Origin of the sequence: Micromonospora sp. S-DT3-3-22, assembly GCF_015354745.1 — a bacterium.
GTDB classification, from domain to species: domain Bacteria; phylum Actinomycetota; class Actinomycetes; order Mycobacteriales; family Micromonosporaceae; genus Micromonospora; species Micromonospora wenchangensis.
Genome location: NZ_JACGMO010000038.1, coordinates 1 through 14,025 on the forward strand (window position 1 = coordinate 1; position 14,025 = coordinate 14,025).

The 14,025-nt window shown below is 73.8% G+C and carries 17 protein-coding genes; 5 read left to right on the plus strand and 12 right to left on the minus strand.

Features of this window, described 5'->3' with window-relative positions:
* The 3 genes from H1A17_RS13530 to H1A17_RS13540 form a co-directional block, all read right to left on the minus strand.
* Positions 1–939 (minus strand): hypothetical protein (locus H1A17_RS13530; RefSeq protein ID WP_309236770.1); only part of this gene is annotated, 939 nt, incomplete at its 3' end.
* Positions 940–948: 9 nt separating this feature from the next.
* On the minus strand, positions 949–1,209 hold the full coding sequence (locus H1A17_RS13535) for a hypothetical protein (protein WP_088646224.1): 261 nt from the start codon (positions 1,207–1,209) through the stop codon (positions 949–951).
* Between the two features lie 212 nt (positions 1,210–1,421).
* A complete protein-coding gene (locus H1A17_RS13540; protein WP_088646223.1) occupies positions 1,422–1,799 on the minus strand; it encodes a hypothetical protein in 378 nt (125 codons plus the stop codon).
* Positions 1,800–1,923: 124 nt separating this feature from the next.
* Between H1A17_RS13540 and H1A17_RS13545 the strand changes: the two genes are divergently transcribed.
* Genes H1A17_RS13545 through H1A17_RS13555 form a run of 3 tightly spaced genes read left to right on the plus strand, consistent with a single transcriptional unit; the run spans position 1,924 to position 5,004 of the window.
* The gene (locus H1A17_RS13545) at positions 1,924–4,476 is read left to right on the plus strand and encodes an ATP-dependent Clp protease ATP-binding subunit (RefSeq protein WP_145920318.1); all 2,553 of its coding nucleotides are present in this window, start codon (positions 1,924–1,926) and stop codon (positions 4,474–4,476) included.
* A gap of 13 nt (positions 4,477–4,489) precedes the next feature.
* On the plus strand, positions 4,490–4,654 hold the full coding sequence (locus H1A17_RS13550) for a hypothetical protein (RefSeq protein ID WP_168222508.1): 165 nt from the start codon (positions 4,490–4,492) through the stop codon (positions 4,652–4,654).
* The gene (locus H1A17_RS13555; RefSeq protein WP_145920317.1) at positions 4,654–5,004 is read left to right on the plus strand and encodes a DUF3140 domain-containing protein; all 351 of its coding nucleotides are present in this window, start codon (positions 4,654–4,656) and stop codon (positions 5,002–5,004) included. Before H1A17_RS13550 ends, H1A17_RS13555 begins: the two co-directional genes overlap by 1 nt.
* Before the next feature lie 58 nt (positions 5,005–5,062).
* Here H1A17_RS13555 and H1A17_RS13560 read toward each other — a convergent pair whose 3' ends face one another.
* The 3 genes from H1A17_RS13560 to H1A17_RS13570 form a co-directional block, all read right to left on the minus strand.
* The gene (locus H1A17_RS13560) at positions 5,063–5,299 is read right to left on the minus strand and encodes a hypothetical protein (protein ID WP_145920316.1); all 237 of its coding nucleotides are present in this window, start codon (positions 5,297–5,299) and stop codon (positions 5,063–5,065) included.
* A 19-nt stretch (positions 5,300–5,318) separates the two neighbouring features.
* Positions 5,319–6,317, minus strand: a complete 999-nt coding sequence (locus tag H1A17_RS13565; RefSeq protein ID WP_145920315.1) for a LysR family transcriptional regulator — start codon at positions 6,315–6,317, stop codon at positions 5,319–5,321.
* 85 nt (positions 6,318–6,402) lie between these two features.
* A complete protein-coding gene (locus H1A17_RS13570) occupies positions 6,403–7,023 on the minus strand; it encodes a hemerythrin domain-containing protein (protein WP_145920314.1) in 621 nt (206 codons plus the stop codon).
* Between the two features lie 209 nt (positions 7,024–7,232).
* Between H1A17_RS13570 and H1A17_RS13575 the strand changes: the two genes are divergently transcribed.
* Both H1A17_RS13575 and H1A17_RS13580 read left to right on the plus strand, forming a co-directional pair.
* Positions 7,233–8,561: a M20/M25/M40 family metallo-hydrolase gene (locus tag H1A17_RS13575; RefSeq protein ID WP_194822006.1), complete on the plus strand. Its 1,329-nt coding sequence runs from the start codon at positions 7,233–7,235 to the stop codon at positions 8,559–8,561.
* Between the two features lie 47 nt (positions 8,562–8,608).
* Positions 8,609–9,271 (plus strand): hypothetical protein, encoded by a 663-nt coding sequence (locus H1A17_RS13580; protein ID WP_145920312.1) that lies wholly within the window; start codon positions 8,609–8,611, stop codon positions 9,269–9,271.
* Between the two features lie 65 nt (positions 9,272–9,336).
* Here H1A17_RS13580 and H1A17_RS13585 read toward each other — a convergent pair whose 3' ends face one another.
* From H1A17_RS13585 to H1A17_RS13605, 6 genes are all read right to left on the minus strand, one after another.
* Complete coding sequence (locus H1A17_RS13585; protein WP_088646215.1) at positions 9,337–9,528, minus strand: DUF5703 family protein; 192 nt, start codon at positions 9,526–9,528, stop codon at positions 9,337–9,339.
* A gap of 74 nt (positions 9,529–9,602) precedes the next feature.
* Complete coding sequence (locus tag H1A17_RS13590; protein WP_145920311.1) at positions 9,603–10,172, minus strand: DUF3105 domain-containing protein; 570 nt, start codon at positions 10,170–10,172, stop codon at positions 9,603–9,605.
* The gene (locus H1A17_RS13595) at positions 10,169–11,383 is read right to left on the minus strand and encodes a hypothetical protein (protein WP_145920310.1); all 1,215 of its coding nucleotides are present in this window, start codon (positions 11,381–11,383) and stop codon (positions 10,169–10,171) included. The genes H1A17_RS13590 and H1A17_RS13595 overlap by 4 nt, the downstream gene beginning before the upstream one ends.
* A complete protein-coding gene (locus H1A17_RS13600) occupies positions 11,380–12,483 on the minus strand; it encodes a ThiF family adenylyltransferase (protein ID WP_145920309.1) in 1,104 nt (367 codons plus the stop codon). Before H1A17_RS13600 ends, H1A17_RS13595 begins: the two co-directional genes overlap by 4 nt.
* A gap of 70 nt (positions 12,484–12,553) precedes the next feature.
* Complete coding sequence (locus H1A17_RS35075; protein ID WP_255470009.1) at positions 12,554–12,676, minus strand: hypothetical protein; 123 nt, start codon at positions 12,674–12,676, stop codon at positions 12,554–12,556.
* A 355-nt stretch (positions 12,677–13,031) separates the two neighbouring features.
* Positions 13,032–14,003 carry an aldo/keto reductase gene (locus H1A17_RS13605; RefSeq protein WP_145920308.1) on the minus strand — a complete coding sequence of 324 codons (972 nt, stop codon included), beginning with the start codon at positions 14,001–14,003 and terminating at the stop codon, positions 13,032–13,034.
* Positions 14,004–14,025 lie beyond the last annotated feature (22 nt).

Here is a 14,025-nt window from a genome sequence, read left to right on the forward strand (position 1 = left end):
GTGCCGGTCGGCGGGTGGGCGCGGCGGCGACCGGTCGGGTTCCGGTGTCCGCCGTGGCGTCGGCTCCCGCTGCGGGTCGCGTTCCTCGCGGGGCAGGTCACGGCCGAGCCGGGCCAGCAGCACGCCGGTCAGCACACCGGCGGTGACGGCCGGGTCGGCGGCGTGCGGTTGTTCCTGCCCGTCCTCGCCCCGGCGGGGCGGGGGCATCCGGCAGACCCGGGTGAGCAGGGTGTGCAGCACCGGCGGCGGCAGGCCGGGCAGCAGGTCGCGGACCCGGCCGTCCAGTTCCCGGCGCAGCCGGGGCAGGTCGTCGGCGCGGGGCGGGTGCCCGAGCAGTTCCCCGGCGAGGTCGCGCAGCAGCGGCGGGGCGATCGCGGCCAGCCCCAGGCCGACGTCGGCGTGCGCGGCACGCAGCTCCCGGTGCAGCCGGTCCCGGTCGCCGGAGCGGATGCCGGCGACGACCCGGTGCAGCAGTTCCCGGGAGTCGGCGACCCGGTCGTCCGGCTGCTCGGGCGGGCCCTCCCGGCCGCCGGTCAGCTCGGCGACCCGGACCGCCCACCAGCGCTTGACGGTGGGGTCCTCGTCGGCGGCCGGCGCCGGGGCGGCCGGCGGTGCGGTGGTGTCGCCCCGTGGCCCGTCGTGGCGTGGTGCGGGGCCGTCGGCGCGGGCCGGGGGCGGGCCGTCGGGGGCCAGCCCGATGGCGGCCAGGTAGCCGGAGAGCTGTTCCTGGGCGACCCGCAGGGCGTGCCCGGCCGACTCGGCGTGTTCGGTGGCGGCGGCGAGTTCCGGCACCCCCATCGGGTTGGCCGACTCCTGGCGTACCCAGCGCAGCCGCTCGGTGGCCTGCCCGAACTTCTCCAGGGCCAGGGCGAGCTGGGCGAGGGGGAACTCCTCGGCGGCGGCCCGCACCTGGGCTCCGACGTCCTCGACGATCGACACGACGCCCCGCTACAGCGACGACACGTAGAGCTGCGCCTGTTCCACCGCGACGAGCGTCGCGGCGAGACATTCCTCCAGCTCCTGGCCGGCCTGGGTGAGGGAGGCCTGGGCGGCCTCGACGGTCTCGTGCCCGCTGCCCTCCAGCGCCCCGGCGAGGGTCTGCTGCGCCTCGGCGAGCTTCTCCCCGGCGGCCTGGACGGCGCTCTGCCCGTCACCGATCTGTTGGAGGGCGATGTCGATCGCGGCCTTCAGCTCGGCGACGCTCGCCACGGGTGACCTCCTGGGGGTGGGGAGATCTCCATTACAACGTATACCCGACGGGGAGAGAACATCCGCCCTGGCGGTGTTGCCGTCCCGCTGTCCGGTTACCGCCCTGACGTGCGCGAAGCCGCCGACCCCGTCCCGGTAGCGGGACACCGAATCCCGTCGACGGGACCGCCCCGGCGGGGTGCCGCACCACCCGCCCGCGCCCCGGACGGGGGTCAGGAGGGCAACCAGCGCGGGCCGTACACCTCGGCGCCCAGCTCGCCCACCCGGCCGCGCAGCTCCCGGTCGGCGGTGACCACCAGCCGCCGCCGGTCCGCCGCCGCCCGGACCAGGTCGACGATGGTGTCGTCGCCGGAACCGGGGGCCGCGACGGTGCGTACCCCGGCCACGCCCGGCACGTCGCGGGCCGCGCCCTCCACCACCAGCACCACCTCGACGGGCGCCGGCAGCTCCGGGGGTACGCCGGTGTCGGCCACCGGGACCAGCCGGTCGCGCAGCCGGGCCGCCGCACCGGCCCGGTCGTGCCACCAGCCGTCCGGCCGGGAACCGACCACGTTCGCACCGTCGACGATCAGCAGCGGATGGGTGTCCATGCCCCCCACCCTGCCACCTGTCGGCGTTTGTCGGGGCGACCGTCGGGTAGCCACCGGCGATCGTGTCGCGCCTGCGTGCCGCCCTCGGCGGCCCGGCCGCGCCCGAGGAGCGGAGGGGACAGACATGATGGGACCCGGTGACTTCGGCTCCGACCCGTGGGACGAGTTCCTGGCCCGGTACTTCGGCCGGGGTGAGGGCGGACGCCGGCCGGCCCATCGGGTCGACATCACCCGGCTGATGACCGCCGACGCCCGGGAGATGCTGGCCGACGCCGCCCGGCGGGCCGCCCAGAAGCACAGCACCGACCTGGACACCGACCACCTGCTCTGGGCGGCGTTGCAGCGCGAACCGCTGCGCGACCTGGTACGCCGTGCCGGCGCCGACCCGGACACCCTGGTCAACGCGCTCGGTGGCCGCGCCGACGGCGCCCCGCGCGGCGAGGTGCCCCCGAACCTCTCCCTCACCCCGGCGGCGAAACGGGCGTTGCTCGACGCCCACCAGCTCTCCCGGGCGATGGGGGCGAACTACATCGGACCCGAGCACATCCTGATGGCGCTGCCGCTCAACCCCGAGTCGCCCGCCGGTCGGATGCTCGCCGCCGGCCGCATCCAGCCCGAGTCGTTGCAGGCGGCCGGGGCCGAACGCGGGCCGATGGCCGGCCCGAAACCGGACCGGGGCACGCCCACCCTCGACCAGTACGGCCAGGACCTCACCGACCTGGCCCGCAACGACCAGATCGACCCGGTGATCGGGCGCGCCGACGAGATCGAGCAGGCGGTCGAGATCCTGTCCCGGCGGACCAAGAACAACCCGGTGCTCATCGGCGAGGCCGGCGTCGGCAAGACCGCCATCGTGGAGGGCCTGGCCGAGCGGATCTGCGACGGCGACGTGCCGCAGACGCTGCTCGGCAAGCGGGTCATCCAACTCGACCTGGCCGGCCTGGTCGCCGGCACCCGCTACCGGGGCGACTTCGAGGAGCGGCTGAAGAAGGTGATCGACGAGATCCGGGCCCACCGGGACGAGCTGATCATCTTCCTGGACGAGATCCACACCCTGGTCGGCGCGGGCGGCGCCGGCAGCGAGGGTGGCATGGACGCGTCCAACATGCTCAAACCGGCCCTGGCCCGGGGTGAGTTGCGGGTGATCGGGGCGACCACGCTGGACGAGTACCGGCGCAGCATCGAGAAGGACGCCGCCCTGGCCCGCCGGTTCCAGCCGGTGCTGGTGCCCGAGCCCGGCGTCGAGGACACCGTGGCGATCCTGCGCGGCCTGCGGGACCGCTACGAGGCCCACCACCAGGTCCGGTTCACCGACGAGGCGCTGGTCGCCGCCGCCGAACTGTCCGACCGGTACGTCACCGACCGGTTCCTGCCGGACAAGGCGATCGACCTGATCGACCAGGCCGGTGCGCGGGTCCGGCTGCGCACCCGCACCCCCGCCTCGGACGTGCGGGAACTGGAACAGCAACTGGAGGACGTTCGCCGGGACAAGGAACAGGCGGTCGCCGACGAACAGTACGAGAAGGCGTCCGCGCTACGCGACCGGCTCGCCGAGCTGGAGGCGCAGATCGGCCGGGCCCGGGGCGACGGCGGGGACACCCAGGTCCCCTCGGTCGGCACCACCGAGATCGCCGAGGTGGTCTCCCGGTCCACCGGCATCCCGATCAGCCAGCTCACCGAGGAGGAACGGGACCGGCTGCTGCGCCTGGAGGGGCAGCTGCACCAGAAGGTGATCGGCCAGGACGACGCGGTCAGCGCCATCGCCGAGGCGGTCCGCCGCTCCCGTACCGGGCTGGCCGACCCGAACCGGCCGATGGGCAGCTTCCTGTTCCTCGGCCCGACCGGCGTCGGCAAGACCGAACTGGCCCGCGCCCTGGCCGAGGCGCTGTTCGGGGAGGCCGACCGGATGGTCCGGGTGGACATGAGCGAGTTCCAGGAACGGCACACGGTGGCCCGGCTGGTCGGCGCGCCGCCCGGCTACGTCGGCTACGAGGAGGCCGGCCAGCTCACCGAGGCGGTCCGCCGCCGCCCGTACGCGGTGGTGCTGCTCGACGAGATCGAGAAGGCCCACCCGGACGTGTTCAACGTCCTGCTGCAGGTGCTCGACGACGGCCGGCTCACCGACAGCCAGGGCCGTACGGTCAACTTCAAGAACACGGTTCTGATCATGACGAGCAACCTGGGCTCGGAGCTGATCACCGGCAGCCAGCGTACGGTCGGGTTCGGCGTCGGCGCGCAGGGCGACCAGCAGGAGGCCGACGAGCTGCGGGAGCGGCTGATGCGCCGGCTCCAGGAGAACTTCCGCCCGGAGTTCCTCAACCGGATCGACGAGACGATCATCTTCCAGCGGTTGGAGGCCGAGCAGCTGCGCCAGATCACCGGGCTGCTGCTGGAGGAGACCCGACGCCGGCTGCACGCCCAGGACATCCAGGTCGACGTCACCCCGGCCGGCACCGACTGGCTGGCCGAGCACGGCTACCAGCCGGAGTTCGGGGCCCGCCCGCTGCGCCGGGTGATCCAGCGGGAGGTGGACAACCGGCTGTCCCGGATGCTGCTGGAGAACCAGCTCTCGCCGGGCCAGCGGGTCACCGTCGACGCGCGTGACGGCGCGCTCGCCTTCGACGTGTCCGCCGGCGACCGCGACCACACCCCCGCCAGCACCTCGCATCCGCGATGACCGGAGGGCCGCGATGACCGAACCCGAGCAGCCGCAGGAGTACGCCGAGCGGACCGCACCCATCCTCGCGCCCCCGACGGCGAACCCGGCCCGGGTCCAGGTGCCGCCGGAGGGCCCGGGGCAGTGGACCGACGACGGGGACCCGGCACCACCCGGGCCACCGGAAGAGGAGGCGTGATGGCACGCGAGCAGCGACTCGACCCCGAGGTCGAGCTGATCTGGGAGGACTTCCACGCCGAGGTGAACGTCCCCTCCGAGCAGCTGCGGCAGTGGCTGCTGACCCGGGGGTCGGGCGAGGAGGCGTTCGGCCCCGACCCGGACCTCGACCTGCCCGAGCCCGGCCGGCAGATCCTGGCGGTGCTGCGCAAGCGCAAGGTCGACCTCACCCCGGCCGACGTCGCGGTGATGCGGACGGCGATCGACCGCATCCGGTCGCTGGTGGACGAGAGACCCGGCGACGGCAACGCCGACGACGAGTGGCGGCACGCCCTGCTCGATCTGGGCCACGACGTCCTCGTCGAACGCTGACCCGACCCGTGCGCGGGCACCCGGGACGCCGTCCCGGGTGCCGCGTCCGTCGGGCGGGCTACTCGGATTCCAGGCTGGGCAGTCGCAGGCCGGCGGCGTCGGCGGCGTCCTGCCGCTCGGTGCGGGTCTGCTCCTCCCGGGTGAGCAGCGTCGCGTACTCGGTGATGTCGGCCGGGTCGGGCACCTCGGGCAGCCGGCGCAGGAACGTCTCGACGTCGCGGGTGGCGGCGGTGTGCGCGCTGGCCGCCCGACGCAGCAGCTCCCGCTGGTCGGCGGCCGGATAGAGATCGGTCATGCAGGGCTGATACCCGCCGTCACGCCGTTCGCACCCGCGAGGCCGGGCGGACCGTGCCGGTGTCCCGGGCCCCGAACTCGGGATGCCGCAGCAGCCAGGCCAGGTAGTCCGGGTGCGCGGCCAGCGAGTCGGTGTACGCGGCGACCGCGTCGTCCAGCACCGCCTCGGCGACCCGGGCCGCCGGGGACTCCGGGTGCCAGCCGAGCAGCAGCCGCCAGCGCAGCGGGGTGCCGGCCAGCCGCCGGGTCACCAGGCCGGCGACCGGGCGGAAGGTGGCCTGGCACAACGCCACCGCCTCCCCGGCGTCGACCAGGTCCATGCAGCCGCGCACGTCGGTCTCGTACACCTTGCGGGGGGTGAAGCCGGCGCGGGCGCAGGCGGCGGCGAAGCAGTCGCCGAAGCAGCCGTCGCCCGGCGCGGCCACCCACTGCTCGTGGCGCAGGTCGGCCAGGCCGACCTCGTCGCGGTCGGCCAACGGGTGGGCGGACGGCAGCAGCACCAGCACCGGATCGACCGCCACCTCCCGCCAGGCCAGCCCGAACTCCGCCGGTGGGGTGGCGTCGCCGCAGACGCCGGTCAGCGCGAAGTCGAGCCGGCCACCGGCGACCAGGGCGGCCAACTCGTCGGCCGACCAGGACGCGTACGTGGTGATCTGCGCGTGCGGCTGCTCGGCGGCGAGCCGGTGCACCAGCCGGCCCAGGATCGGGCTGTTCACCCCGCCGAACCGGTACCGGCCGAGGGCGTCGTCGGCCCCCGCCAGCCGGGCCGCCTCGTCCTGCAGGCCCTTCATCGCCGGCAGCAGCACCCGGGCCCGGGACAGCACCAGCTCGCCCAGGGCGGTCGGCCGGGCGCCCCGCCGGTCGCGTTCGAACAGCGGACCGCCCAGCGCCCGCTCGATGCGCTGAAGCTGGGCGGTCAGGGCCGGCTGGGCCAGGCCGAGGGTGGACGCGGCCTTCGTCACGCTGCCCGTCTCGGCGATAGCGCAGACCACCCGGAGGTGACGCAGCTCCAGATTCATATGGTGACGGTATGGCCACACGTCGATAGACGGAAGGCCCCGGACCGAACCGGGCCGGTGAACCTGACGGATCGGGGCCGGTCGATCACTCTCGCGGACGGCGGTTCAGGTCGGCCAGTTGGGTGCGCCGGCCGGTCACCGCGTCGCGCAGCTTGTCCACCACCCCGACGGCCGGTTCGACGATCCGGTTCCACGGCGGGGTGGCCGGGGTGCCCGGATGCGGCCGGGTCGGTGCCGCCTCCTCGGCGATCTCCCACCGGTTGCCCAGCCGGATCAGCTCCGCGTCGGAGGCCACCTCGCGCAGCGGGGTGACCAGCTCGGCCACGGCGGCGACGTGCCGTCGGACCCGGGCGGCGACGTCGGACAGCGTCGGGTCGTCCGGCCCGGCGAGGGCCTTCAGCGCGGTCAGCAGCGCCGCGTCCGCCGCGATCTCCCGCTCCACCCGGGCGGTGGCGTCGGGCAGCGCCGCGCGGACCGTGGGCAGCAGGTACTGCTCCTCGGCCGACAGGTGCCGCGACACCATGGCGGTGAGCACCTGGAGCACCTCCCGCCGCCGGGCGGGGGACACCGTGGCGTCGGTGACCTCGTCGACCAGGGCGAGCAGCTGCCGGTGCTCGGTGTCGGCGAGGTCGGCCATGCTCCGCCCACCGGGGCGGTAGGCGTCGTCGGCGGACGGCGGCAGCGGTGGCAGGGGAACGGCGGACATGACGTCCTCCTCGGCGGGGCCGGCGCGGGTCGCCGGCCGGTGCGGCGGGCGGAACGGGGACGCCAGCGCCGGTACCCGCACCCGGTGATCGGCAAACCGGGGCGGCACCCACGCCGCTACCGGCCCCGCCGGCCGGCACCCCCGGCGGCGGGCGGTCCCCGGGTGGCCGGGCCGTTCGCGGCCGGACCGGCGACTGGTAGAAAGAGGCGATGACGAGCGATGCCGCCTCCGCCGTGCCCGACCCCACCGTCGAGGTCGTCGACCTCTGCCGTGACCTGCTGCGCATCGACACCACCAACACCGGCGACAACGACACCAGCGCGGGCGAGCGCCGGGCCGCCGAGTACGTGGCGGAGAAGCTCGCCGAGGTCGGCGTGGCCGCCGAGATCCACGAGTCCGCGCCGGGCCGGGCCAACCTGATCGCCCGCATCCCCGGCACGGACCCCGGCCGCGACGCCCTGCTCGTGCACGGCCACCTGGACGTGGTGCCGGCCGACGCCGACGAGTGGTCGGTGCACCCGTTCTCCGGGGAGGTCCGCGACGGCTACCTGTGGGGCCGGGGCGCGATCGACATGAAGGACTTCGACGCGATGGTGCTGGCGGTGGTACGGCACTGGCAGCACACCGGCGTCCGCCCGCCCCGCGACATCGTGCTGGCCTACACCGCCGACGAGGAGGCGGGCAGCGACTACGGCGCGCACTTCCTCGTCCAGCAGCACCGGGGCCTCTTCGACGGCTGCACCGAGGCGGTCGGCGAGGTCGGCGGCTTCTCCTACTCGATCAGCGACGCCCAGCGGCTCTACCTGATCGAGACGGCCGAGAAGGGGCTGGACTGGATGCGGCTGCACGCCAAGGGCCGCCCCGGGCACGGCTCGTTCGTCCACGACGACAACGCGGTCACCGCGCTGGCCGAGGCGGTGGCCCGGATCGGGCGGCACCGGTTCCCGCTCACCGTCACCCCGACCGTCCGGGCGTTCCTGACCGAGCTGTCCGACGTGCTCGGCGTCGAGCTGGACCCGGACGACCCGGAGACCGCCATCGCCAAGCTCGGCCCGATCGCCAACATCATCGGCGCGACCGTCCGCAGCACCGCCAACCCGACCCGGCTGGCCGCCGGCTACAAGGACAACGTCATCCCCGGCCGGGCCACCGCCACCATCGACTGCCGCAGCCTGCCCGGCCAGTCGGAGCTGCTGGAACGGCAGCTGCGCGAGCTGGTCGGCCCGGACATCGAGATCGAGTACATCCAGCGTCAGCCCGCCCTGGAGACGACCTTCGACGGCGATCTGGTCGACGCGATGTCGGCGGCGTTGCGGGCCGAGGACCCGGGGGCCCGGCCGGTGCCGTACATGCTCTCCGGCGGCACCGACGCCAAGGCGTTCGCGCAGCTCGGCATGCGGTGCTTCGGTTTCGCCCCGCTGCGGCTGCCGGCCGACCTCAACTTCTCGGCGTTGTTCCACGGCATCGACGAGCGGGTACCGGTGGACGGACTACAGTTCGGCGTGCGGGTGCTCGACCGGTTCCTCCGCAACTGCTGACCGGACCCGGTGCCGCACCTCCCCCCATGTCTCGAAGGGACAGCCTCATGACCGACCAGCACGGTGAGCTGGACGCCGCCCTGGAACGCGTGATCGACGCGGCCCGCGCCCACCTGACGGCCGTGCGGGCCGCGCAGGGTCGGATCGACGACGACGACGTGTGGCAGGCGTACGTGGCGTTGAACAACGCCTCCTTCGCCTACGACGAGCAGCTGCTCGACGCGTTCGGCGAGGTCACGCCCTGGGACGTCGAGTCGATCGACCCGGACGAGGCCGACGAGCGGTTCGGCGGGGCGGCCGGGGACGCCGAGGCCACCGACCCGCACCCGCAGGTCATCTCGGTGCGCCAGCGCCGCGACTACCGGGTGCCCAGTGTCTCGGCGCTGCTGCGGGTCGCCGAGGTGGCCCGCCGCGAGGGCACCCCCGAGGACGACGAGCCGGCGCCGGTCGAGGGGGTCGGTGAGGCGGTGCTGGAGCTGTTGCAGAGCGGCGACGGTTCGCTCAGCGCCCTGGACGTGCCGGAGCTGGAGCCGCTGGACGGCGTGGTGATGGTCAGCGAGGTCGGCACCCCGGTCGACCTGGAGTCGTTCGACGACGACGACCCGGTGGGCCCGTTCACGCCGGCCGCCGACGACCGGCTGGTGGGCCGGCTCGACGAGCACCCGTTCCTCGACGAGGACGACCACGATCACGCCGGGCACCAGCACTAGGCGGCGGCACCGGGGTCGCCCGGCGCGGGCCGGCCGGCGGCCCCGGTGCCGCCGGCCCGCCGGGGTCAGTAGGACAGGCCCGGTTGGGGTTGGTTGACCCGACGGCGGCGCAGCACCACCTTGCGGGTGCCGTCCCGGAACAACTGCACCCGGGCCAGCTCCCACCCGGAGAACTCCGCCTGGATCGCCAGCTGCGCCGCGGCGGTCAACCGGTCGACATTCGGCGGCAACCGCAGCGGCGCGTATTCGTAGTCCATGGCACCTATGCTGCCCAGCCCGGCGGCCCCGCGCCACCCTTTGACCGGTGCGTCGCGCCACCCGGTGTCGCCGGTCAGACCGCCGCACAGTCGGTCGCCCCGTGCTGCCAGGAGTGGTCGTAGCGGCCGGCGAGCCGTTCGATGAACTCCTCGACCGCCCGTTCGTCGAGGGCGTCCAGCCGCTCCAGCCGCTGCCAGGCGGTCAACCCGATGCCGTGGCCCAGCGCCGGGTAGGGGGCCACCACCACGTCCCGGGGATGGCGGCGGCCGAGCCGCTCCAGTTTCTCGACGTCGCCGGGCGGGACGTCCGGGGCGTACTGCACCAGCACGTGCCCGTGTTCCAGGGCGTGCACCTGGAGTTCCTCCGGCACCGCGTCGCGGTAGACGCCGGGCACGACGACCCGGGGCGAGTGCGGCCCCGACGTGGGCGGCAACGTCCGGTACGGCTCGTGGGGCGCCCCCTCGTACGCGATGTGCCGGTTGCCCTCGAACGGCTGCGCCGTGCCGGGCAGCCGGTCGCAGGGCAGCGCGGTGTCCCCGTCGACCAGCCCGACCAGCACCCCCACCCCGAGGCTGGACATGGTCGCCACGCTGAGCACGGTGACCACGACACTGACCACCGGGCCGAGCCATCTGCGGTTCACGTGGCCAACTTTCCGGCGCGGTAACGATTACGGACGACCACCCCGAGCGGAAGCAGCACGTTCAGCGAGGCAAATGCGGCCAATGCAATTCCCTCCCACCAGTAGGCGCTGCCGAACGGCGCTCCGATCAGCACCCCGGCGGCCCACCCGAGTGTCACTTTCGCCCCCGGTAGCAGAAAATGGATGGCGAACCAGACCATCCAGATGACTCCGGCGACATACAACAATCGGTACCAGCGGGACACCCGCAGATCCCGGGCGTGCGCGTCGCGCAGCACGGTGCGTTCAGCCGGGGTCAGCCGGCGAATCCATTTCTTGAGGCTGAGCCGGGTCACCTCGTGCAGGTTGCGGCAGCCGGTCGCCGTGGCCATCACCAGGTACATGTCGGTGCGCAGGTAGGCAAGCGTCTGGAAGGCCAGCTTGACGGCCTGGCTGAACACCACCATGGCCAGGAACCGCACCATTCCCGGCGGCAGCTCCAGCCAGCCCCGCGACCAGGCGAAACGCGGCGCGACGGCGGCGAACAGCAGGATGCCGTCGATGGCCATGCCGGCCAGGAAGGGGCCGTAGCGGCGTTCCGGCGGCAGCGCCCACAGCCCGGTCAGGTCGGTCTCCAGCACCGGGAAGATCCCCCGGCGTTCCAACCGCAGTTGCGACCGGACGCCGACGGCCGCCCCGGCGAACGCGTGCCACGCCTCGTGCACCACCGTGAGCAGGGCCACCGTGACGTTGGTGATCAGCAGGCTGAGCACCACGTCCGGGAAGATGAAGGTGTCCTCGTAGGTCGGCAGCAGGGACGGTTCGGCGACGAACATCGCCAGCGTGGCGACCAGCGCGCCGACGTAGACCGTCCAGGCGACCCGGCCGAACAGCGGCCGGACCAGCCGGGCCGGGATGCGGGACACCGACCAGGGGCGGGCCTGCGTCGGCGGCGGCCCGTCGTCGGACGGCGGCCGGATGACGCCCGCCTCGACGAGCACCTCCACGAAGTCCAGCGCGTCGACCGGTTCACCGGTCTCGCGTTCCACCTCGTCGGCGGCCTCGGCGACGGTCCGGCCGGCCGCGAACAGCGCGACCAGCCGTGCCCCCACCTCGGGCACCACCACGAAGTTCCCGCTGGCCAGGTCGCCGACGACGTACTCGTCGTCCTCCTCCTGGCGGACCACCAGGTGGGCCACCGGAGGGCGGCTGTCCAACCCGAGCACGGTCACCGTTCCTCCTGGAACCAGCCGCAGGTGTCGCACTTCGTGCCGGGCCGGGGATTGACCACGTAGTGGTAGGTCAGGTCGGTCAGGCTCAGGTGGAACATCCGGCCCCGGGTGGTCGTCGGGATGCCGGCGAGGTGGTAGACGACGTCGAGGGCGGCCAGGTGCCCGGTGAGGTTGGCGGTGGGGGCGATCACCGCGTGCCCGGTGAACGGGAACAACTCCTCCGGCTCGGTGCCGTGCTCCTCGCGCAGCCGGTCGGTGACGCTCGGCAGGCACGCCTCGCAGCAGGTCTGACCGGGCACGAAGAGGCCGATCACCGCCATCGGGCCGGCGTACTGGGCGAGCATCCAGGGCGTGCCGGTGGCCAGGGCGGCCCGGTTGGTCCACTCCCGGATGGCGTGCCGGGGCTGGTCGGCGCAGAGCACCAGCAGGTCGCGGTCGCGCATCAACGCCGCCACGTCCGCCGTCGAGTCGACCCGGGCCTCCTCGCCGGTCACCGTGACGTGGGAGTTCATCCGGCGCAGCCGGGCCACCGCGGTGTCCACCTTGGCGGCGCCGATGTCGTCCTCGGTGTAGAGCAGTTGCCGGGTCAGGTTGCCCGCCTCGACCACGTCGAAGTCGACGCAGTGCACCGCGCCGACCCCGGCGGCCACCAGGGAGGCGGCCACCGCCGAACCGGAGCCGCCGAGCCCCAGCACCACCACCCGGCCCGCCTTGAGCCGGGCCTGCACCTCGTAGCGGGAGGTGCGCGGGGTCAGGTCCACCCACGCGTGGTAGGTGAACGCCCGGTCGTACCGGTCGACCTCGGCGGGGCTCAGCTCGGGCGGGGGCGGGGCGGCGGCGTCCTCGACGTACCCGGCGTCGATGATCGTCTGCATCGCGTCGGTGGCGTCCTCGGCGGCCATCTCCGGGCGCGCGGCGAGCAGCGCGGCGACGATCTCCGCCCGGGTACGGGTGCCGTCCATCAGGCCGAGCAGCTCCCAGAGGCTGCCGTCCTCGTCGTCGATCTCCGCGCCGACCCCCAGCTGCCGACCACCGATGTTGATCAGGGTCGGGTGGAGCCGTACCGGCTTGTGGATGCCCTTGATCCGGGGCCGCTGCATCGGGCGAAGACCTCCTGGACGGTGGCCGGCCGGGGCGCGGCGTGCCGCGCCCCGGCCGAAACGGGGTGGGTCAGCCGCAGACGTCGTTGCGGCAGCCCGGCTCGCTGATGATGGCGACGGTGGTCTCGAGCCGCTCGAGCTTGCGCACGACGACCTTGGCGGGCTTGCGCTTGACGTCGGTCTTACGGTCCACGGGTCCTCCAACGAAATGGGAGAAACGACGCGGCGGGGGTCGCTCACGCCGCAATCATTAGAGCACCGTCATTGGTTCGCCACAATGTTTACGGCGGCCGGATCGGGCAGTTTCCGCCGGGCCGAATCGCTTTCCGGACAGGCCCACCGAAAAGTGGACGCCGAAACCCGGGCCAACAGCGCCAGGGGGTCCCGAAGCCGCCTATTCGGACGGAACATCGCAAGCGGCCTTAATGAAATATGGCAGAGTGGCAGTTGGTAAAGGACGATCGGTGGAGTTGGCACGTGCTCGGTGGAATTGACACGTACCGGTGTGCTTTTGGTCCGGTCCGCCACCTTGTGCGCCGGCGCAGGGGTCAGCCCTCGCGCTCCGGGTAGCCGACCGGCACGGCGGACACGTCGTCCAGCGCCGTGGTGATCTCCTCCGGCAGGGTCATCCGTTCCACCTGCAACGCGCCGAGCAGCTGCCCCACCGTGCGGGCACCCAGGACCGGCGCGGTCACCCCCGGCCGGTCCCTGATCCAGGCCAGCGCCACCTCCAGCGGCGACACGCCCAGCCCACCGGCGGCGATGCTCACCGCCTCGACGATGCTGGAGCAGCGCGGCTCCAGGTAGGTGGCGACGAACGCCTCGAAGTGGGCCGAGGCCGCCCGCGAGTCCGCCGGGCGGCCGTTGCGGTACTTGCCGGTCAGCACCCCCCGCCCCAGCGGCGACCAGGGCAGCACGCCCAGGCCCAACGCGGCGCAGGCCGGCAGCACCTCCCGCTCCACCCCCCGCTCCAGCAGCGAGTACTCCATCTGGGTGGCGACCACCGGCGCCCGCCCCGGCCAGGCCGCCTGCCAGGCGGCGGCACGGGCGGTCTGCCAGCCGGAGAAGTTCGACACCCCGACGTAGCGGACCCGGCCCGAGGCGACCGCGTGGTCCAGCGCGGCCAGCGTCTCCTCCAGCGGGGTGTCCGGGTCGTAGCCGTGCACCTGCCACAGGTCGACGTGGTCGGTGCCGAGCCGGCGCAGCGAGGCGTCCAGCGTACGCAGCAGGTGCCCGCGCGAGCCGTCCCGCCGCCGGCCGCTGCCCGGCCGCAGCCCCGCCTTCGTGGCGATCAGCACGTCCTCGCGGGGGACCAGGGTGCCCAGCAGCGACCCGAGCACCGACTCGGCGTCGCCGTCGGCGAACACGTCGGCGGTGTCGACCAGGTTGCCGCCCGCGTCCAGGAAACTCTTCAGCTGGGCCGCCGCGTCGTCGGCGTCGGTGTCCCGGCCCCAGGTCATGGTGCCGAGCGCGAGCCGGGAAACCGCCAGCCCGCTTCGGCCGAGCGGTCGCTGTTGCATGGGTGAACCTTATTTCGAACGC

Bases quoted from the DNA above. Each gene is read 5' to 3' on its own strand.
- H1A17_RS13550 (WP_168222508.1), top strand. From the start codon at position 4,490: ATGACCGAACCCGAGCAGCCGCAGGAGTACGCCGAGCGGACCGCACCC.
- H1A17_RS13545 (WP_145920318.1), top strand. From the start codon at position 1,924: ATGATGGGACCCGGTGACTTCGGCTCCGACCCGTGGGACGAGTTCCTG.
- H1A17_RS13540 (WP_088646223.1), bottom strand. From the start codon at position 1,799: ATGGACACCCATCCGCTGCTGATCGTCGACGGTGCGAACGTGGTCGGT.
- H1A17_RS13565 (WP_145920315.1), bottom strand. From the start codon at position 6,317: ATGAATCTGGAGCTGCGTCACCTCCGGGTGGTCTGCGCTATCGCCGAG.
- H1A17_RS13580 (WP_145920312.1), top strand. From the start codon at position 8,609: ATGACCGACCAGCACGGTGAGCTGGACGCCGCCCTGGAACGCGTGATC.
- H1A17_RS13555 (WP_145920317.1), top strand. From the start codon at position 4,654: ATGGCACGCGAGCAGCGACTCGACCCCGAGGTCGAGCTGATCTGGGAG.
- H1A17_RS13600 (WP_145920309.1), bottom strand. From the start codon at position 12,483: ATGCAGCGGCCCCGGATCAAGGGCATCCACAAGCCGGTACGGCTCCAC.
- H1A17_RS13575 (WP_194822006.1), top strand. From the start codon at position 7,233: ATGACGAGCGATGCCGCCTCCGCCGTGCCCGACCCCACCGTCGAGGTC.
- H1A17_RS13605 (WP_145920308.1), bottom strand. From the start codon at position 14,003: ATGCAACAGCGACCGCTCGGCCGAAGCGGGCTGGCGGTTTCCCGGCTC.
- H1A17_RS13570 (WP_145920314.1), bottom strand. From the start codon at position 7,023: ATGTCCGCCGTTCCCCTGCCACCGCTGCCGCCGTCCGCCGACGACGCC.
- H1A17_RS13560 (WP_145920316.1), bottom strand. From the start codon at position 5,299: ATGACCGATCTCTATCCGGCCGCCGACCAGCGGGAGCTGCTGCGTCGG.
- H1A17_RS13585 (WP_088646215.1), bottom strand. From the start codon at position 9,528: ATGGACTACGAATACGCGCCGCTGCGGTTGCCGCCGAATGTCGACCGG.